This window comes from Sphingomonas oleivorans (assembly GCF_003050615.1).
Taxonomy (GTDB): domain Bacteria; phylum Pseudomonadota; class Alphaproteobacteria; order Sphingomonadales; family Sphingomonadaceae; genus Sphingomonas_H; species Sphingomonas_H oleivorans.
Map to the genome: position 1 here is coordinate 419,023 of NZ_NWBU01000004.1, position 19,419 is coordinate 438,441.

The 19,419-nt window shown below is 66.8% G+C and carries 24 protein-coding genes; 8 read left to right on the top strand and 16 right to left on the bottom strand.

Annotated features, from left to right (window positions below; all coding sequences use genetic code 11):
* Positions 1–317 precede the first annotated feature (317 nt).
* The 7 genes from CLG96_RS19405 to mutM form a co-directional block, all read right to left on the bottom strand.
* The gene (locus CLG96_RS19405) at positions 318–620 is read right to left on the bottom strand and encodes a DUF6961 family protein (protein ID WP_423828177.1); all 303 of its coding nucleotides are present in this window, start codon (positions 618–620) and stop codon (positions 318–320) included.
* On the bottom strand, positions 593–859 hold the full coding sequence (locus CLG96_RS19410) for a YozE family protein (protein ID WP_423828178.1): 267 nt from the start codon (positions 857–859) through the stop codon (positions 593–595). Before CLG96_RS19410 ends, CLG96_RS19405 begins: the two co-directional genes overlap by 28 nt.
* Entirely contained in the window at positions 813–1,037 is a 225-nt protein-coding gene (locus CLG96_RS18590; RefSeq protein WP_107966214.1) for a hypothetical protein, read from the bottom strand. The genes CLG96_RS19410 and CLG96_RS18590 overlap by 47 nt, the downstream gene beginning before the upstream one ends.
* The gene (locus CLG96_RS02220) at positions 1,037–1,264 is read right to left on the bottom strand and encodes a hypothetical protein (RefSeq protein WP_107966215.1); all 228 of its coding nucleotides are present in this window, start codon (positions 1,262–1,264) and stop codon (positions 1,037–1,039) included. The genes CLG96_RS18590 and CLG96_RS02220 overlap by 1 nt, the downstream gene beginning before the upstream one ends.
* Positions 1,265–1,771: 507 nt before the next feature.
* Positions 1,772–3,214: a chromosomal replication initiator protein DnaA gene (gene dnaA / locus CLG96_RS02225; protein WP_165799491.1), complete on the bottom strand. Its 1,443-nt coding sequence runs from the start codon at positions 3,212–3,214 to the stop codon at positions 1,772–1,774.
* Between the two features lie 433 nt (positions 3,215–3,647).
* Positions 3,648–3,911, bottom strand: coding sequence for a 30S ribosomal protein S20 (gene rpsT, locus CLG96_RS02230; RefSeq protein WP_107966217.1), 264 nt, complete (start codon positions 3,909–3,911; stop codon positions 3,648–3,650).
* A 97-nt stretch (positions 3,912–4,008) separates the two neighbouring features.
* Entirely contained in the window at positions 4,009–4,821 is an 813-nt protein-coding gene (mutM, locus tag CLG96_RS02235; RefSeq protein WP_107966218.1) for a bifunctional DNA-formamidopyrimidine glycosylase/DNA-(apurinic or apyrimidinic site) lyase, read from the bottom strand.
* A 60-nt stretch (positions 4,822–4,881) separates the two neighbouring features.
* On the opposite strand from mutM, the gene CLG96_RS02240 reads away from it, so the two are divergent.
* From CLG96_RS02240 to CLG96_RS02270, 7 genes are read left to right on the top strand one after another with little or no spacing between them, the layout of a single operon-like run.
* Positions 4,882–5,613 (top strand): class I SAM-dependent methyltransferase, encoded by a 732-nt coding sequence (locus CLG96_RS02240; protein WP_107966219.1) that lies wholly within the window; start codon positions 4,882–4,884, stop codon positions 5,611–5,613.
* A gap of 10 nt (positions 5,614–5,623) precedes the next feature.
* A complete protein-coding gene (ubiB, locus tag CLG96_RS02245) occupies positions 5,624–7,156 on the top strand; it encodes a 2-polyprenylphenol 6-hydroxylase (protein ID WP_107966220.1) in 1,533 nt (510 codons plus the stop codon).
* Between the two features lie 4 nt (positions 7,157–7,160).
* Positions 7,161–8,351, top strand: coding sequence for a bifunctional phosphopantothenoylcysteine decarboxylase/phosphopantothenate--cysteine ligase CoaBC (gene coaBC, locus CLG96_RS02250; RefSeq protein ID WP_107966221.1), 1,191 nt, complete (start codon positions 7,161–7,163; stop codon positions 8,349–8,351).
* Positions 8,338–8,799, top strand: coding sequence for a dUTP diphosphatase (gene dut / locus CLG96_RS02255; protein ID WP_107966222.1), 462 nt, complete (start codon positions 8,338–8,340; stop codon positions 8,797–8,799). The genes coaBC and dut overlap by 14 nt, the downstream gene beginning before the upstream one ends.
* Positions 8,796–9,545, top strand: a complete 750-nt coding sequence (locus CLG96_RS02260) for a HesA/MoeB/ThiF family protein (protein ID WP_107966223.1) — start codon at positions 8,796–8,798, stop codon at positions 9,543–9,545. The genes dut and CLG96_RS02260 overlap by 4 nt, the downstream gene beginning before the upstream one ends.
* Positions 9,533–9,895, top strand: coding sequence for a DsrE family protein (locus tag CLG96_RS02265; RefSeq protein WP_107966224.1), 363 nt, complete (start codon positions 9,533–9,535; stop codon positions 9,893–9,895). The genes CLG96_RS02260 and CLG96_RS02265 overlap by 13 nt, the downstream gene beginning before the upstream one ends.
* Before the next feature lie 46 nt (positions 9,896–9,941).
* On the top strand, positions 9,942–10,277 hold the full coding sequence (locus CLG96_RS02270; RefSeq protein WP_107966225.1) for a hypothetical protein: 336 nt from the start codon (positions 9,942–9,944) through the stop codon (positions 10,275–10,277).
* A gap of 12 nt (positions 10,278–10,289) precedes the next feature.
* On the opposite strand, the gene CLG96_RS02275 is transcribed toward CLG96_RS02270, so the two are convergent.
* The 5 genes from CLG96_RS02275 to plsY form a co-directional block, all read right to left on the bottom strand.
* On the bottom strand, positions 10,290–10,679 hold the full coding sequence (locus tag CLG96_RS02275) for a type II toxin-antitoxin system death-on-curing family toxin (protein ID WP_107966226.1): 390 nt from the start codon (positions 10,677–10,679) through the stop codon (positions 10,290–10,292).
* Between the two features lie 2 nt (positions 10,680–10,681).
* Positions 10,682–10,909 carry an AbrB/MazE/SpoVT family DNA-binding domain-containing protein gene (locus tag CLG96_RS02280; RefSeq protein ID WP_107966227.1) on the bottom strand — a complete coding sequence of 76 codons (228 nt, stop codon included), beginning with the start codon at positions 10,907–10,909 and terminating at the stop codon, positions 10,682–10,684.
* Between the two features lie 31 nt (positions 10,910–10,940).
* Complete coding sequence (topA, locus tag CLG96_RS02285; protein WP_107966228.1) at positions 10,941–13,502, bottom strand: type I DNA topoisomerase; 2,562 nt, start codon at positions 13,500–13,502, stop codon at positions 10,941–10,943.
* Between the two features lie 95 nt (positions 13,503–13,597).
* Entirely contained in the window at positions 13,598–14,689 is a 1,092-nt protein-coding gene (gene dprA, locus CLG96_RS02290; RefSeq protein ID WP_107966229.1) for a DNA-processing protein DprA, read from the bottom strand.
* 7 nt (positions 14,690–14,696) lie between these two features.
* Entirely contained in the window at positions 14,697–15,275 is a 579-nt protein-coding gene (gene plsY / locus CLG96_RS02295; protein ID WP_107966230.1) for a glycerol-3-phosphate 1-O-acyltransferase PlsY, read from the bottom strand.
* A 382-nt stretch (positions 15,276–15,657) separates the two neighbouring features.
* Here plsY and CLG96_RS02300 point away from each other — a divergent pair, with 382 nt between their 5' ends.
* On the top strand, positions 15,658–15,954 hold the full coding sequence (locus CLG96_RS02300) for an antibiotic biosynthesis monooxygenase family protein (RefSeq protein ID WP_107966231.1): 297 nt from the start codon (positions 15,658–15,660) through the stop codon (positions 15,952–15,954).
* A gap of 31 nt (positions 15,955–15,985) precedes the next feature.
* On the opposite strand, the gene CLG96_RS02305 is transcribed toward CLG96_RS02300, so the two are convergent.
* The 4 genes from CLG96_RS02305 to CLG96_RS02320 form a co-directional block, all read right to left on the bottom strand.
* The gene (locus CLG96_RS02305; protein WP_107966232.1) at positions 15,986–17,374 is read right to left on the bottom strand and encodes an aminotransferase-like domain-containing protein; all 1,389 of its coding nucleotides are present in this window, start codon (positions 17,372–17,374) and stop codon (positions 15,986–15,988) included.
* Between the two features lie 64 nt (positions 17,375–17,438).
* Positions 17,439–18,056: a LysE family translocator gene (locus CLG96_RS02310; RefSeq protein WP_107966233.1), complete on the bottom strand. Its 618-nt coding sequence runs from the start codon at positions 18,054–18,056 to the stop codon at positions 17,439–17,441.
* 296 nt (positions 18,057–18,352) lie between these two features.
* Positions 18,353–18,778: an ExbD/TolR family protein gene (locus CLG96_RS02315; protein WP_107966234.1), complete on the bottom strand. Its 426-nt coding sequence runs from the start codon at positions 18,776–18,778 to the stop codon at positions 18,353–18,355.
* Between the two features lie 38 nt (positions 18,779–18,816).
* Positions 18,817–19,302, bottom strand: a complete 486-nt coding sequence (locus CLG96_RS02320) for an ExbD/TolR family protein (RefSeq protein WP_107966235.1) — start codon at positions 19,300–19,302, stop codon at positions 18,817–18,819.
* Positions 19,303–19,419 lie beyond the last annotated feature (117 nt).

Genomic DNA, 19,419 nt, shown 5'->3' on the forward strand with positions numbered 1-19,419 from the left:
TGCGGGTGGTGATGAGCGCTGAGATAGCGGCGCTCTGAAGATGTGCAGCGGGCAGAAAGTGGGGGACCGCCCGCTGCAGCGCCACTAGAGCCGGTCGGAAGCGGTCACGCGAGCGTGGATATTGCGTACGGAAAAGCGCTGCGGTCTAGAGGGCGACCCGATCGAGGCGCGGCCCGAGACGGGCGATGTCTGACGGGTAGGAGCCCCGCCGTGTCACCCCGACGGGGCTCCGGACAGCGCAGAGGCCCCGAACGCTGCCCACCAGTATTGGGCCCGATCGCGCTTCGGGGAGCAAGGTGGGCAAGGACGGGATCGGATTAGCGCCCAAAGGGAGCCCCGCCGACGGCCCACCGGCGAGGCTCCGGAGCGCGGGCGGAATTGCCTTTCAGTGCCCGCGCGCCGGATCGTTGAACATGAACGTATCCCGTTTGACAGACCAGGAAAGGGCGTACTGGAATTTCGGGGAGAGTTTGCACCCCCAAGTAATCGCCCGCGACCGCCAGCGCTTCGATCCGCTCGGCCACGAATGCCGGCGCCCGGTCGCCGTGCGTCTTGATGACCTGCTGGGCGCAGGCCCATAGCTCCCAATCGGTCAAGGGCATTGGCAGCCTTCCCGCCATTCCCGCTCGGCTGCTCGCGCGGCCTGCCACATGTCGCCATCGGCTGCGGTGGAGCGGACCCGACGCAGAACGTCTTCAGATTCGCCACGGCGAGGAAAGCCGGGATCGTTCTTCGCGGCGCGCGCAAGATCGCCGATCCAGTCGTCTCGCCCGGCCTGGGCGAGCAGCCACCGACCGAATGATCCGCGTGGCTCAGAGGCAGCTATGGCTCTTCCCCTCAGGTGGTCCATAGATCTCATATCCCTCGAACCGCGCGACGATGCGCTTAGTGATCTGCTCAAGGGCCGCGTCGTGGACGAACCGATCCTTGCTCCTCAGATCGAGCAGGACGCTCCGGGGGACCTGCTGCAAAGCGAAATGGACCACGTAGCTTATATCCTGCAGCGTGATCCGGCGGGGAAGTACGCTCCGGGGCATCAGTAGCTCACCCAGTCGAGTTCGGCATCGTCGACCGCCTCGAACATCTCGCCATCGGCGATCGTGTCGCGCAGCCGCTTGCGGACATCCTCTGGGCCACCGTTCTTCGGAAACTGGCGATCGGCCTTCGCTGCGGCGACGAGCGCGCCGACCAGCCCTTCCCTGTCCTTCTGCATCAGGAGCCACGCGCCGAACGCGGGGCGCTCTTCACCGTATCGATCCACCATCGTGACCTCCCATCTAGTCGCGGCGACATCATATATGTTCCGCGTTTGTTCTGATAGTCAGTCATGGCGCCATCGATTCCCGTGAGCCGTCTTTGAAGCGGCGGGAATACATCCGCGATAATCTGGGGGTATCCTCGGGGGTACCGGCATGTTACGCTTGGCCAACATGGCTTATATTAAGGGCGTTTCTGGCGCATGTCGCGGTAGGCGGCGAGCCCACCACAAGCTGTTTCCGCGCCATGCCTGTCCCTTCCCAGAATCCTTGTTGGGCGGGCCCCTCTCGCAAGACCGCCGTCACCCTGAAACCCCGCGTGACGGTGCGGATGAGGGATGGCTGCCGAAACAAGTTCGGCATGACGATAGGGGTTAGGCGCGCAGACGCTTGGGGATCAGCGGGCGCAACGCCGGCGGGCAGCGTTCCCGCACGCGTCGGCATCCCGCCCCCTCCCCTGTCGGGAGGAAGAAGGATGCCGCTTTAGCGAAACGATATTCGTTGGAAAGGCGCGCTCAGCCTTCGAGCTGACGCATCAGCAGGCGCACGTCGGCGTCCAGCTCCGCATCGGTGACGCGCAGCTTCTCGATCTGGCGGACGGCGTGGATCACCGTCGTATGATCGCGCCCGCCGAAGCGGCGGCCGATCTCGGGCAACGAGCGCGGCGTAAGCTGCTTGGCGAGATACATGGCGATCTGGCGCGGGCGGGCGACCTCGCGCGCGCGGCGGGCCGAGCCCATTTCCGATTGGCGGATACGATAATGATCGGACACGCGGCGCTGGATCTCGTCGATCGTCACGCGGCGCTGATTGGCGCGCAGCAGATCGGCGAGCGTCGCCTGGGTGAATTCCAGGTCGATCGGCTTGCCCGACAGATTGGCATAAGCGACGACGCGGGTGAGCGCGCCTTCCAGCTCGCGCACGCTGGCGCTGATCCGCTTGGCGAGGAACATCACCACATCGCTCGGCACCATCACCTGCGGCATGGTTTCGAGCTTCTTCAGGATGATGTTGAGCCGAAGCTCGAAATCGGCGGGATTCACGTCCGCGACGAGACCCCAGGAAAGGCGGGAGAGGATGCGGCTCTCGATCCCGTCCAGATCCTGCGGGCTGCGATCCGCGCTGATGACGAGGCGGCGGCCGCCCGAAATCAGCTCGTTCATCGTGTGGAAAAATTCTTCCTGCGTCGATTCCTTGCCCGAGATGAACTGGACATCGTCGATCATCAGCACGTCGGCCGCGCGCAGCCACTGCTTGAAGCTGAACGTATCCTTCTGCCGCATCGCAGCGACGAACTCGAACATGAACTTCTCGGCCGACATATAGACGACCCGCGCGCCCGGATGGCGGGCGACATATTCATGCCCGATGGCATGCATCAGATGCGTCTTGCCGAGACCCGTGCCGCCATGGAGGAAGAGCGGGTTGAAGGCGAGCGGGCCGCCCTCGGCCAAGGTGCGCGCGGCATTATAGGCGACCTCATTGGCCTTGCCGACGACGAAGCTGTCGAATGTGTAGCGCGGCTCGAGCGGGGTGCTGCCCGCGCCGGCGGAGGGGGCGGCAGGCGCGGATGCCGGGACGGCGGCGGCAACGGCGGGTGCCTCGTCCGCTGCCTCGGCAGGTGCAGCTTCGGCGGGCGCCGCGAACATCGCGCGCGGTGCGGCTTCGGCCGCCGTCTCGATCGTGACGGTGCTGATCTGCGGCAGCATCGCGCGCCAGGCATGGCCGAGCTGATCGGCAAAATGGGTGCGCACCCAGCTCGCCATGAATTCGGACGGCGCGAGGAGCCGGACATGCCCCTCCTCCGCATCGAACGCAGCCAGCGTCAGCGGCTTCAGCCAGCCGTCGAAGGTGCGCGCACCGATGCTCTTGCGCAGGCTGGCACGAATCGCCTCCCACGCCGCCTCGGCCGGATCGAGCGCACCATCGCTGACATCGCCCTGATATGCGAAACCCAAGTTCACCTCTCGCGCCACCCCAATAATCTCTTGCCCCCGCCCGATCGGGCGGCCCGCTTATTCAAGACAAAGCGATCCCATACGCGGCGACACCCCTCGCCAACGCCTATGGTGCGATGCTCTGCTATCCTTCCGGCGGAAGAATCAGCCGCCGGAGGGAGGGACCTTAGGGACGTGTCGGGAGCCCGATCAAGGCCTCGAAGCGTCATTGAAGTGAAATATAGATCTTGACGACGCAATTCCGGGGATCGCGATTTCGTAAGTATCAAGTGATTGATTATACTAAGATTTTCCCCGTACGGGGAAATTCGCTTACGTACGAATCATTGTAAATCCGCAGCATAGGCATTTGATTTCCGGGGGAACGAAAAAAGCCCGCCGGCCTGGGCCGACGGGCTTTTTTCCTTAACCTTTTGATGCAGTCCCGGGCGACTCAGCCCAGGGCAGCAACCCGCTTGGTGAGGCGCGAGAATTTGCGCGAGGCGGTATTCTTGTGGATCACGCCCTTGGAGACGCCACGCGCCAGTTCCGGCTGCATCGCGGCGAGCGCCGTGACGGCGGCATCCTTGTCGCCCGTGGTCAGCGCGGCCTCAACCTTCTTCACGAAGGTGCGGATGCGGCTGATGCGCGCACCGTTGATCTCGGCGCGACGCTCGTTGCGACGGATGCGCTTCTTTGCCTGCGGCGTGTTCGCCATGCTTGTCCTCGAAACCTGTCAATGGAAAGGGCGGCACAGGCCAGCCCGTACCGTGAAGGCGCGCCCTATACGCAGGAACGGGCGATCGGTCAACGATTCACCGCTGGCATTTCGGGCAAGCGAAGGTCGATCGCCCGCCATCCACCTGACGCAGGATCGTGCCCCCGCAGGAACAGGCTTCCCCCTCGCGCCCATAGACGCGGAACTGCTTGAAAAAATAGCCGAGCTCGCCGTCCGGCCGGGCATAGTCGCGCAAGGTCGATCCCCCCGCCTCGATCGCCGCCGCCAGCACCTCGCGCACCGCCGAGGCAAGCAGCGCGAGCTTCGCCCTGCCGATTCGGCCGGCGGGCTTGCGCGGATCGATGCGCGCCATGTTGAGCGCCTCGCACACATAGATGTTGCCGAGCCCCGCCACGATCCGCTGATCGAGCAGCAGCAGCTTGATGGGCGCCACCCGCCCCTCGAACATCCGCGCGAGATGCGCGACGCCGAAATCGGGTCCGAGCGGCTCGGGGCCGAGCGCACGGAAGGCGGGCCATTCATCGACCCCGGCCGTCTCGACCAGATCGAGCGATCCGAAGCGGCGGGGATCGTTGAGCGCGAGCAGCCGGCCGGCTTCCGTCTCCACCAGCAAATGATCATGCGCACCGATCCCGTCCGGATCGATCCGCCAGCGGCCGGACATTCCGAGATGGAAGATCAGCGTATCGCCCCGATCCGTATCGATCAGCCCATATTTGGCGCGGCGGCGAAGGCCCGTGACGACCGCGCCCGTCATCCGCTGCCGCAGGTCCTGGGGGATGGCGCGGCGCAGATCCGCACGACGCGGCTCGACGCGCGCGAGGCGATGGCCTTCAAGCACGGGACGCAGGCCGCGTACGGTGGTTTCGACTTCGGGAAGCTCGGGCATGGCGACGCCAGCGCTAGGTTGCGTTTGCCGCCACGGCAAGCCTTGGCTAGAGCGGGCGGCATGAGCGAAACCGTCTCCTTCGGCTATGCCGACGTGCCCATCGAGGAAAAGACCGGGAAGGTCCATGCGATCTTCCGCAACGTCGCCTCACGCTACGACCTGATGAACGACGCCATGTCGGGCGGCATGCATCGCCTGTGGAAGGACCGTTTCGTCCGCCGGGTGAAGCCGCGCCCGGGTGAGTCCATCCTCGACATGGCCGGGGGCACGGGCGACATCGCCTTCCGCATGGCGAAGGCGGGCGCGAACGTCACCGTCGCCGACATCAATGGCGCGATGCTGGAAGTGGGCCAGCAACGCGCGCTGAAGCGCGGGCTGGATGGGCTGATCTGGGCCGAGGAAAATGCCGAGACGCTGAGCTTCGCCGATCGGCAGTTCGACGCCTATACCATCGCTTTCGGCATCCGGAACGTGACGCGCGTGCAGCAGGCGCTGGAGGAAGCGCATCGTGTGCTGAAGCGCGGCGGGCGCTTCTTCTGCCTCGAATTCTCGACCACGCTATGGCCGGGCTTCGGGGAGATTTACGACGCCTATTCGCACAAGCTCGTCCCTCAGATCGGCAAATATGTCGCAGGCGACGAGGAGAGCTATCGCTACCTGATCGAATCGATCCGCCGCTTCCCCGACATGGCGACGTTCCGGGGCATGATCGAGCGCGCCGGCTTCGTACGCTGCTCGGTCGAGCCGTTGCTCGGCGGGCTTGTCGCGATCCATAGCGGCTGGAAGATCTGATCGCCCGCCAATGACATCTTCCATCGTCCATATCTGGCGGCTCCTGAAATGGGGTCGCACCCTCGCGCGCCATGGCGCACTCACCGGCATCGAGCGCGATCCGCTGACGCCGCCTCCGGTGCGCCGGCTGATCCGCCTCGCCCGGTTCGGCGCGAAAGTGCCCGCGACGCCCGCTTATGCCGATGCGTTCGAGGCGATCGGCCCCGCCGCGATCAAGCTCGGCCAGGCGCTCGCCACCCGGCCGGACCTGGTGGGGGAGGCCGCCGCGGCCGATCTCTTCCGCCTGCAGGATGCGCTGCCTCCCGCCCCCTTCGCGGACATAAGCGCATCGATCGAGCAGAGCCTGGGCAAGCCGATCGATGCGTTGTTCAGTTCGTTCGACGAGCAGGCAGTGGGCGCCGCGTCGATCGCCCAGGTCTATCGCGCGGTCACCACCGATGGGCGGCGCGTCGCGGTGAAGGTGCTGCGCCCGGGGGTGGAGGAGGATTTCGCCCGCGCGATCGAAACCTATGAATGGGCCGCCGCCCAGGCCGAGGCGCTGGGGGGCGAGCTTGCGCGGCTGCGTCCCCGGCTCGTCATCGCCACCTTCCGCCAATGGACCGCGCGCGAGCTCGACCTGAGGCGCGAGGCGGCCTCCGCATCGGAGCTGGCCGAGGGAATGGAGGCCGAGCTTGGCTTCTATGTGCCGCAGATCGACTGGAGCCGCACCGCGCGGCGCGTGATGACGCTGGAATGGCTTGAAGGCGTGAAGCTTTCCGATCGCGCGGCGCTCATCGCCGCCGGCCATGATCCGAAGGCGCTCGCCGCGCGCCTCGTCCGCGCCTTCCTGCGCCAGGCGATCGCCGACGGCTTCTTCCATGCCGACATGCATCAGGGCAATCTCTTCGCCCTGCCCGACGGCCGGCTGGCGGCGATCGACTTCGGCATCATGGGCCGGATCGACCGGCGCGCGCGCATGTGGCTGGCCGAGATCATCCATGGCCTCATCACCGGCAATTATCGCCGCGTAGCGGAAATCCATTTCGAGGCGGGCTATGTGCCGCCGCATCATAATATAGCGGAGTTCACCACCGCGCTGCGTGCCGTGGGCGAGCCGATCCGGGGCCTTGCGGTGAAGGACATATCGGTCGGCCAGATGCTCGACGGGCTGTTCGGGATCACGCGCGACTTCGACATGCCGACCCAGCCTCACCTCCTCCTCCTCCAGAAAACGATGGTGATGGTGGAAGGGGTGGCGACCACGCTCGATCCGGACATCAACATGTGGGAGACGAGCGGCCCCTTCGTGCGCGAATGGCTCCGCTCCGAGCTCGGCCCCGAAGCCTGGCTCGCCGACCGGCTGACGACCGACTTCAAGACGCTCGCCGGCCTGCCCGACCTGATCCGCCGTATCGAGGCGCGCTTCCCGCCCGAGGGCGGCGCGCCCCCGCCGCCGCCGCTGCGCGAGGTGCATCTGGTGCGCATCGGCGGCGGCTGGCGCTATGCGGCGGTGGCTCTGCTGGCAGCGGTCGCTGGCACAGCGGCGGCGCTGCTATTAGGTTGAGGGCGTGACGGGCAAGCGCATCCTCCTGATCGTCGGCGGCGGGATCGCGGCCTATAAGGCGTGCGAGCTGGTGCGCGGGCTGCGCAAGCAAGGCGCCACGGTGCGCTGCGTGCTGACCGAGGGCGGGCAGCATTTCGTGACACCGATGACACTCGCCGCACTTTCCGAGCAGCCGGTCCACACCAGCCTGTGGGACCTCAAGGACGAGGCGGAGATGGGCCATATCCAGCTCAGCCGCGAGGCGGATCTGCTGGTCGTCTGCCCCGCCACCGCCGATCTTCTCGCCAAGATGGCCGCCGGCATCGCCGACGATCTCGCCACCACCCTGCTGCTCGCCACCGACAAGCCGGTGCTGGCGGTGCCCGCGATGAATGTGCGCATGTGGCTCCATGCCGCGACGCGGCGCAACGTCGCCCGGCTGCGCGCGGACGGCGTGACGGTGATCGAGCCGGACGAGGGGCCGATGGCCTGCGGCGAATATGGGCCGGGCCGCCTGCCGGAGGTGGACGCGATCCTCGCCGCGATCGCGCGGCAGCGCGCCGGGCCCGCTGCGCGCCCGCTTACGGGCCGGCGCGCGCTCGTCACCGCGGGGCCCACGCATGAGCCGATCGATCCGGTGCGCTATATCGCCAATCGCTCGTCGGGGAAGCAGGGCTTCGCCATCGCCGGCGCGCTGGCCGATCTGGGCGCGGAGGTGACGCTCGTCGCGGGGCCGGTAAGCCTGCCCACACCGCCCGGGATCCGCCGCGTCGATGTCGAGACGGCGCGCGAGATGGCGGCCGCGGTCGAGGCGGCGCTGCCGGCAGATGTGGCGGTGATGGTCGCTGCCGTCGCCGACTGGCGGGTCGAGCCTTCGGGCCAGAAGATCAAGAAACCGGCGGATGGCACGCCCCCTGCCCTCATGCTCGGCGAGAATCCGGATATTTTGGCGGGCCTTTCCGCCGGTCCGCGACGGCCCCGGCTGGTGGTGGGCTTCGCCGCCGAAACCAATGACGTGATCGCCCATGCGACCGCCAAGCGGCAGCGCAAGGGATGCGACTGGATCGTCGCCAACGATGTTTCGGGGGATGTGATGGGGGGCGAGGCCAACAGCGTCCACATCATCACCGCCGCCGGCGTCGAAAGCTGGGATCGTCTCCCCAAGGGCGAGGTCGCCGCCCGCATCGCACAGAGAATCGCCGATGAACTCGCCTGACATTTCGATCCGGCTCAAGCGCCTGCCGCATGGGGCGGACCTTCCGCTTCCGGCCTATGCCACCGCCCATGCCGCAGGGCTCGACATCGTCGCGGCCGAGGATGTGACGCTGGCGCCGGGCGCGCGCCATGCGGTCGCCACCGGCTTCGCCATCGCAATCCCCGAGGGCTATGAGGTGCAGGTCCGCCCCCGCTCGGGCCTTGCGCTCAAACATGGCATCACCTGCCTCAACACGCCCGGCACGATCGATGCGGATTATCGCGGCGAAGTGAAGGTGATCCTCGCCAATCTCGGGGCCGAGCCGTTCGCGATCGTGCGCGGCGAGCGCATCGCCCAGCTCGTTCCCGCCGCCGTCACCCGCGCCGCCTTCGCCGAGGTGGCGGAGCTGGACGAGACGGTACGCGGCGCGGGCGGCTTCGGCTCGACCGGCGTGCACTCGCTCGGCTGATGTTCAGCGACGAGCAGCTCGATCGCTACGCGCGCCATATCATCCTGAAGGAGATTGGCGGCGAGGGTCAACGGCGGCTGCTCGACGCGCATGTCACCGTGATCGGCGCGGGCGGGATCGGATCGCCGCTGATCCAATATCTCGCCGCCGCCGGCATCGGCCGGCTGACCGTGATCGACGACGATCATGTGGCGCTTTCCAATCTCCAGCGGCAGACCTTGTTCGGCATCGACGATATCGGCGCGCCCAAGGTGGATGCCGCCGCGCGCGCGGTCGCCCGGCTCAATCCGGACGTCGCCTTCATGCCCGTCGAGACGCGGATCGACGCCGCCAATGCCATGGCGCTGCTCAAGAGCGCGGACGTGGTGGTGGACGGATCGGACAGCTTCACCACGCGCCTCGTGGTGGCCGATGCGGCGCATGCGCTGCGCATTCCGCTCGTTTCGGCGGCGGTCGGCCAGTTTGACGGGCAGCTCGCCCTCTATCGCGGCTGGGAGGCGGACAAGCCCTGCTATCGCTGCCTCGTCGGCGCCGATCCGGACCGGCCGGACATTTCCTGCGCGGATCAGGGCGTGCTCGGCGCATTGACGGGGGTGATGGGCAGCCTCGCCGCGATCGAGGCGGTGCGCGCCATCACCCGCTTCGGCGAGGACAGCGCGGGCAAGCTGCTGCTGGTCGATGCGCTCGCCTTCCGCTTCCGTACCCTGACCGTGCCGAAAGATCCGGGCTGCGCTTGCGCGGGCTGACGATCATCGTTGCGGAGCCCGCGCCCGAACGCTTTCGCGCGGCATTGTCGCTCGCGGCGGCGCAGGCGGCGCTGGGAGCCTCGGCACGGATCTTCTGCCAGGGCATGGCGGTGACGCTGCTTAGGTCCGATCTCGTCGTTCCGGGCGATGCCGCGCAGGAAGCGGCTGGCCTGCCCCGGCTCGGCCAGCTTCTGGATGAGGCGCTGGCGCTGGGCGTGGAGCTCATCGCCTGCCAGTCCGGCCTGCACCTGACGGGCATGGATGCGGCAAGGCTCGATCCTCGCATGCGGACGGGCGGCTTCATCGGTCTGCTGCAGGATCTGGGGGAGGACCGGCTGCTGTTCGCCTGATCCGAAGCATGACATTCTGGGGCACCCAATAAGCGGAGGTGCCGGGATGGAGAGCAGCCTTAAATTGCCCCTGTCGGGCGACGTGACGCAAAGCATATTGCCGTGGAACTGGACGCTGAACGGCAATCAGTTCGGCAATCTGAACGTCTATCTCGGCCGGACGAGCGATCCGGAGCTGGAAAGGCGGATCCTGGACAAGGTGGGCACCTATGGCCGGCAGCTCGGCCAGATCGGCGATGCGCTGCGCGTGCTGATCGCGCATGTCGATCTCGACCGGCTGAGCCCGGAAGAGCGGCTGGCGATCGACAAGTTCGACCTTCAGATGCGCGAAATCGAGCTGATCAAGCGCGAGAAAGCGATCAAGAAATCCAGTCCGGCCTGACGGAACGGCCGGTCAGGCGACGATCCGCTGGCGGAACCAGTCCGCGGTCTCCTCCTCGCTAAGCTCGCCGGCGGCCAGAGCGAGAATGAAGACGACGATCTCGGCGTCGCTTGCGGAGAGACTCAGCCGATTGAGATTAAGAAAGGTTTCGCTCACGACTGCGGCGGTCCGCTTGTTGCCGTCCACGAAGGGATGGTTGCGCGCTATGCCATAGGCATAAGCGGCCGCCAGCGCCGCCGCATCGGGATCACCATAGGCCGCCAGATTGAGCGGGCGCGCCATCGCGCTTTCGAGCAGCCCGGCGTCACGCACGCCATCGCTGCCGCCATGTTCGGCCAATTGCTCGCGATGGGCAGCGAGCGCCACCTGGGGCGCCACCCAGACCCAGCCCTGAGTCGCCACCTTTATTTCGCGAGCTCGCGCAAGGCAGCCTGACGGCGCCGCATCACCTGACGCGCCACCGCCATCTGTTCCTCGAAATCAGCCTCATAGGGGCGAAGCTCGATCCCGCCCGGTGTCTCCGCGATGCTAAGCGCATCGCCCTGCTCCAGACGCAGCCGGGCAAGCACATCCTTCGGCAGGATCACGCCTGTCGAATTTCCGATCGGGATCAGCTTGAGCGGCTTGTTCATACGCCCGTTATAACATCCAAGGGTCCGCCGCTCAATCCGCCGCGGCCGCCTTCGCCTTCTTCGCTGCGGGCTTCTTTGCCGTCTCCTTCTTGGCGGCGGCCTTTTTGGGCGCCGCCTTCTTCTTGCCCTTGGCCGGCCCCTTGGCTGCGCGCTCAGCCAGCAGGGCGAGCGCCGTCTCCAGCGTCAGCGTGGCGGGATCGGCTGTCTTGGGGAGCGTCGCATTGGTGACGCCGTCGGTGACATAGGGGCCGAAGCGCCCTTCCATCAGCTTCACCGGCTTGCCCGTCTCGGGACTGTCGCCGAAGCTCGCCAGCGGCTCGCGCGCTGCGCCGCGGGCGCGGGCACCGCCCTGCGCGGCATCGGCAAGCTTGGCGACCGCCGCATTCATCCCCGTCTCGAACACCTCCGCCGTGGAGGCGAGCCGCGCATATTTGCCGTCATGCGCCAGATAGGGGCCGTAGCGGCCGATGCTGGCGGTGATCGGCTTGCCCGTTTCGGGATGATTGCCGATCTCGCGCGGCAGCGAAAGCAGCTTCAGCGCCATGTCCAGATCGAGATCGGCCTCCGGCACATCCTTGGGGATGGAGCCGCGCTTCGCCTCCTTGCCATCGCCCAACTGGACATAGGGGCCGAAGCGCCCGGACCGCTTGGAAACCTCCTCGCCCGTCGCCGGATCGGTGCCGAGCACCACCGGGCCCGTATCCGCGCCCGCATCCTGCGCCCCGGCCTGGGCGAAACGGCGGGTATATTTGCATTCCGGATAGTTGGAGCAGGCGACGAACGCACCGAACCGCCCCCCGCGCAGCGCCAGACGGCCATTATGGCAGGCGGGGCAGAGGCGCGGATCGCTGCCGTCGCCCTTGTCCGGAAACAGATAAGGGCCGAGAAATTCGTCGAGCGCCGCCGTCACCTCGGACGGCTTCTGATCCATCACCTCGGCGGTCTTGGGCTTGAAGTCGCGCCAGAAGGCTTCGAGCACCTCCTGCCACTGCGCACGGCCGCCGGATACATCGTCCAGGCTTTCCTCCAGCCCGGCGGTGAAATCATAGGAGACGTAACGCTCGAAGAAACGCTCGAGAAAGGCGGTCACCAGCCGGCCGCTCTCCTGCGGAATGAAGCGGTTCTTCTCGATCACGACATATTCGCGATCCTTCAGCACCTGCAGCACCGAGGCATAGGTGGAAGGACGACCAATGCCGAGCTCCTCCATCTTCTTGACGAGGCTGGCTTCGGAATAGCGCGGCGGCGGCTGGGTGAAATGCTGCTCGGCCGTTACCGCCTTCTTGGCGGGCGCGTCGCCCTCGCCCATGCGCGGCAGGCGCTTGGCATCATCATCTTGCTCGTCGTCGCGCCCTTCCTCGTAAAGCGCGAGATAGCCGGGAAAGAGCACCACCTGGCCGGTGGCGCGCAGCCCGTGCTGACCCGTGCCGTCGGCCAGCTCGATCGTCGTGCGCTCCAACCGGGCGGACGCCATCTGGCTTGCCAGCGCGCGCTTCCAGATCAGCTCATAGAGCCGGGCATGGTCGCCCGAGCCGACCCGATCCTTCGAGAAATCGGTCGGCCGGATCGCCTCATGCGCTTCCTGCGCATTCTTGGCCTTGGCGGTATATTGGCGGGGCCTGTCGGGCACATAGCTGCCATCATAGCGGTTCGCAATCGCGCCGCGCGCGGCAGAGATGGCGCTGTCGTCCATCTGCACGCCGTCCGTCCGCATATAGGTGATCGCGCCATCCTCGTAGAGCGTCTGGGCGATGCGCATCGTGTGACTGGCGGAGAAACCCAGCTTGCGCGCCGCTTCCTGCTGCAAGGTCGAGGTGGTGAAGGGAGCCGGGGGATTGCGGGTGAGCGGCTTCGTCTCGACCGAAACGACCGAGAAACGGCCGGCCTCGACATCCTTCTTCGCCGCTTCCGCATCGCCGCCATTGCCGATCGACAGGCGATCGAGCTTCTGCCCTTTCCAGCGCACCAGCCGCGCGACGAAGGGCACGCCATCCTGCTCCATCGCCGCGGCGACGGACCAATATTCCTGCGCCTTGAACGCCTCTATCTCGCGCTCGCGATCGACGACGAGGCGCAGCGCCACGGACTGGACGCGGCCCGCCGACTTGGCGCCCGGCAGCTTGCGCCACAGCACGGGCGAAAGCGTGAAGCCCACCAGATAATCGAGCGCGCGCCGCGCCCGATAGGCATCGATCAGATCCTCGTCCAGATCGCGCGGATGGGCCATCGCCTCGGTGACGGCAGGCTTGGTGATCGCATTGAAGGTGACGCGGCGCACATCGCCGGGCAGCGCCTTCTTCCGCTTCAGCACCTCCTGCACATGCCAGCTTATCGCCTCGCCCTCACGATCGGGGTCGGTGGCGAGGATCAGCGCGTCGGCGGTCTTGGCCTCGTCCGTGATCGCCTTCAGCTGGCGCGTCTTGTCGGCATAATCCTCCCACTGCATCGCGAAGCCCTCATCGGGATTCACCGATCCGTCCCTGGCGGGCAGGTCGCGGACATGGCCGTAGGAAGCGAGGACGCGATAATCCTTGCCCAGATATTTCTCGATGGTCTTGGCCTTGGCCGGAGATTCGACGACGACGAGCTTCATGACGGTCCGTTACTGTTTTTCTCACGCGTACGCACGAGGGTGGGAAAGGGGGCGAGGTCCGTCAAGCGGCGAACGCCCGCCAGCCGCCCGGCCCATCAGGCCAGGCTCACCCGCCCGCCGGCATGACGCTCCAGCCGGCCGGCCAGTTCCAGCTCCAGCAGCACGGTCTGCACGATTGCGGGCGGCAAAGCGGACTGGCGGATGAGCTCATCGACCGGAGTCGCCACGGGGCCGAGCAGCATCATGACGGCATCGCGCTCCGCAGCGCTCGCATCGGATGCGATATCGGGTGCCACATAACCGCGCTCGGGCTGCGCGACCAGGCCGCCGAGCGGCCCCAGCGATTCGATCACATCGGCGGCGCACTGGACCAGCGTGGCGCCCTCGCGGATCAGCATGTTGCAGCCCTGCGCGCGCGAATCGAGCGGCGATCCGGGCACGGCCATCACCTCCCGACCATATTCGGCGGCCAGCCGCGCCGTGATCAGCGATCCCGATCGGGGTGCGGCCTCCACCACCAGCGTGCCCAGCGACAGGCCCGCGATGATGCGGTTGCGATAGGGGAAATGGCGCGCACGGGGTTCGATACCCGGCGGCTGTTCCGCGACGAGCAGGCCGCGCTCGGCAATGTCGCGCTGAAGCGCCTCATTTTCCGGCGGATAGAAAATGTCCAGCCCGCCCGCGATCACACCGATCGTGCCGCCGCCGATCGCGCCGCCATGCGCCGCCGTGTCGATGCCGCGCGCCAGCCCGGACACGACGACGAGCCCGCGCTCCGCCAGATCATGGCACAGCGCCCGCGCGAAGCGGACCGCTGCAGCCGAGGCGTTGCGCGCACCCACCACCGCGACCATCGGCCGATCGAGCAGGCCGGCGACGCCCTTCACGATCAGCGCCGGCGGCGCCGTCTCGATCCGGGCAAGCGCGGACGGATAGAGGCCGCGACCGACGAACAGATAGCGCGCGCCCAGCCGCTCGACCGCTTCCACCTCGCGCTCGATCACGGCGCGGGCGGCGAGCGTCGGCGGCTTGCCTCCACCCCGTCGGGCGAGATCGGGCACCGCATCGAGCGCGGCCGCCGGCGAGCCGAAGCGCGCGATCAGCTGGGCATAGGTGACAGCCCCGATTCCGGGCGTACGGATCAGGCGCAGGCGCGCAATGCCATCCTCATATCCCGCCTCCGACAAGGCCGGATCAGACGGTGCGCGAGCCGGCGACGCGCGGCTCCGTGCCCGCCAACAGCCGCTCGAGATTGGTGCGATGCTTCCACAGCAGCATCAGCGCGAAGAAGAGGAACAGCAAAGCGAGATCGAAACGCTCGAAAAAGGCCGCCGCCACCGGCGTCGCCACCGCCGCCGACATGCCGCCGACCGAGGAGAAGCGCGTCACCGCGAGCGCGCCGAGCCACACCAGCGCGAAGACCAGCCCCGAAGGCCAGTGGAGTGCCAGCGCGATGCCGAGGAAGGTCGCGACACCCTTGCCGCCCCGAAAGCGCAGCCAGACCGGATAGAGATGACCGAGAAAGGCGCCGGCTGCCGCGATCGGCGCCAAGACGGGAGCAACTGCACCGGCCAGCACCACCGCCACGGCGCCCTTCGCCCCGTCGAGGATCAGCGTCAGCGCCGCTAGCCCCTTATGCCCGGTACGCAGCACATTGGTGGCACCGATATTGCCGGAACCGATGGCGCGCAGATCGCCCGCGCCCGCCATCCGGGTGAGGATCACCCCGAACGGAATCGAACCGAGCAGATAGCCGACGACGAACGCAAGCATCGGGCCGATCAAGGGTTGCAGGGGCACGGAGGTTCCTCTGTTGTCCGGGGAGCATAGTCGTTCGGGCTGGAACCGCAACAATCTGCATCAATATGACAGCAAGCCGCGCTTTCCGCCGTGGGCTGCCCCGGGACGAGCGGACGGCCGGCAATGGCCGGATGGATCCGTTGCGGATCGGATGCGCTTTCCGGACAGGCCTTTCCGGCATGTCGACCGGCTCATTCCCTAAATCCGCTCCCTGATCCAATCAGGCTGTCATGATGTTGCCAGGGAACAACATGGAAATGTCATTGCTCGCCCTTTCACAAGATTTGCAAGCTTTTGGTGCCATCTTGCCTCGACAGGACTCGTCCGCCGCCGGGGGACACGCTATGGGGCTGCAATGGTCAAGGAAATCCTCGAGATCGACGTCAAGCCCGGCACGGAAACAGCGTTCGAACAGGCGGTGCGCGACGCGCAGCATTGCTTCCTGGGCGCTCCCGGCTGCCATGGCCTGATCCTCCATCGCTCGCTGGAGCAGCCGAGCCGCTACCGTATCCTGATCGACTGGGAATCGGTCGAGCATCATATGGTGGAATTCCGCAATTCGGAGGCTTTCCTCGAATGGCGGCGGCTTGCCGGTTCCTATTTCGCGGCGACGCCCCGGGTCGAGCATCTGGTGGAAGTCTTTTCGCGCTGAATCGCCCTGCCGTCTGATTGTACCGATACAATCAGACGATCGCTCTTTCGCTCGCCTCCATATCCGCGCTCAGCGCCGCCATCACGATGCGTAGCGCGCCCTCCATCTCCACCGCATCGACCGCATCGAGACAGAGGCGCAGCCCCGACAGAAGCGCTGGATCGACCGCCGTCGATTCGGGCGGGGTCAGCTCCACGCCCGCCCTCAGCGCACGCAGCGATACCCGCTCCGCCTCCATCGCCGACATGGGCAGCCAGAGATGCATGGCATGGCGGCTGGCGGGGCGTTCGGCCGCATCGCCGACGATCGCCAGCGCGCGCTCCAGCCGCCCCGCGGCATCGTTCAGGATCGCCCCGGCGATGCGATCCGCCACGCCCTCCTCGACCCAGATGCGGAAGATATGATGGCCGATGGCCGCCGGCGCATAATAAGCGGCGCGCACATGGCGCAACACCGCCTCGCGCCACTGCCCACCTTCAGGCGGCAGCAGCCAGCCCGCGCGCAGACCCGGCGCGAGCGATTTCGCGGCCCCGCCGATATGAAAGGCGCGATCGGGCAGCAGTTCCGCCAGTGCCGGCACCCCCGGCAGATCGCGCCCGTAAAGCGCATAGACATCATCCTCGATCAGGATCAGCCCGCGCCGCCGCACGACCGCCGCGATCGCCTCGCGCCGCGCGGCGGACATGCGCCGCCCCGTCGGATTCTGCAGCGTGGGGACGAGATAGACGACCGCAGCACCCGTCTCGGCCGCTGCCCGGTCGAGCGCGTCGGGGTCCACCCCCTCCCCGTCCAGCGCGACGCCGCGAAGCCGATAGCCCGCGACAGTCGCGATCTGCTTCGTCCCGGCATAGGTTGCCGCCTCGCAAAGCAGCGTAGCGCCAGGCTTCATCGTCACGGCGAGCGCGAGCGCCAGCCCCTGCTGCGCGCCATTGCATATGATCAGCCGCTCGGGATCGAGCGCCATGGTGCCGGTCCGCACGCTCCAGGCGGCGGCGGCGGCGCGCACGGCGGCGGCGCCCGCGACCGGGGCATAGGCGGTCAGCGCCGCCGGATCCTCGGCCGCCAGCCGTGCCATCGCCGCGGCGAGATAGGGTTCGGCATGGCCCGAGGGGGCGAGGTTGCGCGACAGGTCGATCGGCCCCGGCGCGCGCGGCGGTGGCGATGCTCCCTGATCGTTGCCGGTGACGAAGGAACCCGCGCCGACACGGGCGTGGATCAGGCCGCGCCGCTCCGCTTCGGCATAGGCCTTGGTAACCGTGCCGACGCCGATGCCGAGATCGGCGGCGAGATCGCGATGCGGCGGCAGCCGGGATCCTGCCGGCAAACGCCCGCTCGCGCGATCACGGGCGATCGCATCGAACAGGGCCTGGTAGAGTGGCCGGCCATCCGCCGCCTCTATGTCCGGTTTCCAGCGGGTCATTCCAGGCCCTTGGCACGGGGCGAGCCGGCGATCAAATCCCGTCGCGCGCCTCTCCGGACCGTGATCATTCGTAGATGATGAGCAGTACAGTGAGCGCGGTCAGCAGTGCCATCGCGCGATTGAACCAGCGCAGCGCGTCCGGGCGGGCGTGCATCAGCGCCTTGATCCCAGCACCGAACCCGGCCCAGACCGAGATGCAGGGAAAGCCCACGACCCCCATGACAAGCGCCACGAACAGGACCCTCGCGGCATAGCCCGGCCCCGGCGCGGCGAAAGCGGCGATTGCCGTGAGCGCCATCAGCCAGGCCTTGGGATTGGCGAACTGGAAGGCGGCGGCACCATGGAAGGACAATGGCCGCGCTGCCGTCGCCCCGCCCGGCTCACCCGCGCGCCACAATTTCCATGACAGATAAAGGAGATAGACGATGCCGACCAGCTTGAGCGCGAGCCCGAGCCGCGGCTCCGCGGCGAAAAGCCCGCCCAGCCCGGCCCCCACGACCGAGATCAGAACCATCATACCCGTGCTGATCCCCAGCATGTGCGGCACGGTGCGCCGCACGCCGAACAGCAAGCCGGACGAGGCGAGCATCATATTGTTCGGGCCGGGCGTGATCGTCATCAGCACCGAATAGAGGATGAGCGGCGCCACCAGCGCGACATCCAATGCGGCTCCCGACGACATGATTCGACCTCCCTTTCCAGTTCCCCTTTTCCATTATCGATTGTTTGCGATTGTCGCAATACAATATAAGATCAATGCTTCATTGTCATGAGACAATGGCGCAATACCGCCATAGCGGGGGGATGGGGCGACGGGAAGGCGCGCAGAATAGCAAGGAAGAGAAGGCGCACAGGAGAAACCCGCCCAGCGGATGGCGAAAAGCCATGCCGCCGCGTCCCGGCGTCCGAGAGGAGCCCAAAAGAAAAGGGCGGACCTTGCGGCCCGCCCTCTTCCCGGCTCGTTGCCGTATGTACGGCTTAGAACTTGGCGTATGCCTCGTTGCCGACGAAGCCCATCTTCTCGACATTGGCCCGCTTGGTGACCGCGAGTACTTCGTCGACCACCTCATAGGGCGCATCCGGGTTCGGCTGCAGATGCAGTTCCGGGATCGGGCTCATCGTCTGGGTCTGGTCCAGATACTGGCGCAGAACGACGAGATCCACCGGCGCACCGTTCCAGAAGACATTGCGGGCCGCGTCGATCGTGATCTTGTTCTTGATCGGGTCGATCGGCGGCTTGGGCTGGTTGGGGCTATCGACCGGCAGGTCGAGCTTCACCGCATGCGTCTGGATCGGAATGGTAATGATGAACATGATGAGGAGCACCAGCATGACGTCGATCAACGGCGTCGTGTTGATGTCCATCATCGGCTCGCCTTCGCTGGTGCTTGCGGCCATCGCCATGGGCTATACTCCTCGGATAGGCTGGATCGCGAGCGGGTTCACAGGCGCGGCGCGGTCGCGGTACCCGCGGCCGGCTCCGAAATGAAGCCGACGCGCGCGAAACCGGCACGCTGCATGGTGAACACTGCGCCGCCGATGCAGCGATAGTTCGTGTTGACGTCGCCGCGGATATGCGTTTCCGGGAGCTCGAGCCCGGCAGCGTTCGGGCCGCCCTGCTTGTCGATCTCCAGCTTCAGCTTGGCGACGGCTCTTTCGAGCAGCTCCTCGGAACTGACCCGCGTCTGGCCCCAATAAACCTCGCAATCACCACCCGCGCCATTCCGGATCGACAGGACGACATTTTCGGGCTTGCTGGTGGTCGGTTCGAACACCGTCTTGGGAAGATTGACGGGAACCGTCTGGATCACCACCGGAACGGTGATGAGAAAGATGATGAGGAGCACCAGCATGACGTCGACGAGCGGCGTCGTGTTGATGTCCGACATCGGGGAGCCGTCTTCGGCGGGGCCCGCACTCATGGCCATCGGTTGAGATCCTATTCTACTTCAGTCGGCGACCGGCGGGCGGCCCGGCCGATGCGCCCTCGGCTATGAACGGATCGGCGGTGCCGGGCGCCGGATGTCGGCGCCCGGCCCGTCCGG